We start from the raw sequence: 1,443 nt of genomic DNA on the forward strand, positions 1-1,443 counted from the left end.
ATCATTTTAAATTTTTTGTTAATGTTTTTAGTAGCCTGTGACAACCCACAAACACAAGAACACGCTAATTTAGCCATCGATAAAACGTTATGTCAGTTTTCTGTTGGAGAATGTTACAAAAAGGTAGCCGACTTGCAGGTCGGTTTATTGATTGATCCCGTCAATACCCCCAGCGAAAAACCATTAATAGTTACGCTTACCAGCAATCAAGCGATCACTAATATTTCAATTAGAATTGAAGGGCGCGATATGTTCATGGGTATTATCCCAGTTTCATTGTCCGAAATAAAAGATAATGTCTATCAAGGACCATTGGTTTTCGGCTCATGCAGCAGTAATTATATGGTATGGCGAGTATTTGTTTCATTTGATTACCAACAACAGCCACGGACATTAATGTACGATTTCTTAGCCGATAACGATAACAACTAACGTTATCGCTAACTTATATGCAGATGACGATACCTTTGTGGGCTAGGGCAGAGGTAATTTAATGGCTATAGGCATTTCATTTCACTATAGCAAAGGTCTTAAATAGGCCTATTTAATTGTCATTATGGTTAGTTTCAGTGTCATCCCGTCAAAAACTTCACTCCTACAGTTCATTTCTCATTTCACATCGAATCTTATGTCTAGTACTGGCATCATATTGCATTAACGGTTATCAGCACTTGTCGATTAAACATTTCAAGTGAGCCTTTATATGCGCATATGTCATGATCAACAGCACAGAAGTGGTGAGAACAGCCACAATGCAATTGATAACTATTCTCATTAATGTATTATTAAGATACAGCATTCATCTTTCCAGGGTGAGTAGGGAATAGAGCAATAACGTTATGAAAAAGAGTAGCGTGAAATAAGGAGCACACATGAACAGAATAAATGTGTCTATCGATGCAGATAAAGTGGCCCAATTAATTAAAGCAGGTCATTTATGTGCTGCAGACTTACAATGCCTAGACAGGGCAAGTAAACAAACCGTTTGGCAATTGTGTTTATGGAGCTGCCAAAAAAGGTCGACATGTCACAATAAGCAGTGTCAGCAAGCATGTATGCCATCAACTGCAGTAGAGCATTGCATGCAACAATTGATAACAGACAAAGATATTGCAGTATCAACATATCCAAAACACATCGCTAAAAATCGGTACGATTGATGCCGATAAATAACATTATCGGCATCAGGCAAAAAATAGTACAATAAGGTAATACAATCAATAACCTATAATTAATCATATGACCAATAATATCACTGATGAGCTGCCGCCAGTATTACCACTTTTTGATGCTGCAGAGCATGTATTACAAGGTAATGCGGACGTTAATCAGTACATTACCCGAATTTCAATAGATAAAGTTGCCGATGCAGGACTCATTATAGAGCACTGTGCCGATTGGTTATTTGAGCAAAAGCAGTCAGAAAACAACTATAAAGCCTAC

2 protein-coding genes and 1 pseudogene are annotated in these 1,443 nt (G+C 37.5%); all 3 read left to right on the top strand.

All coding sequences use genetic code 11. The features are described 5' to 3' along the window. A partial coding sequence (locus tag CXF78_RS00395; protein WP_257984782.1) for a hypothetical protein occupies positions 1-432 on the top strand: 432 nt, incomplete at its 5' end. Positions 433-872: 440 nt separating this feature from the next. Further along, complete coding sequence (locus CXF78_RS00400) at positions 873-1,160, top strand: hypothetical protein (protein WP_102035674.1); 288 nt, start codon at positions 873-875, stop codon at positions 1,158-1,160. Between the two features lie 79 nt (positions 1,161-1,239). Then, positions 1,240-1,443, top strand: a pseudogene (locus CXF78_RS00405) (site-specific integrase); the annotation flags it as partial.

Source organism: Shewanella sp. 11B5, from assembly GCF_002836795.1.
Taxonomy (GTDB): domain Bacteria; phylum Pseudomonadota; class Gammaproteobacteria; order Enterobacterales; family Shewanellaceae; genus Shewanella; species Shewanella frigidimarina.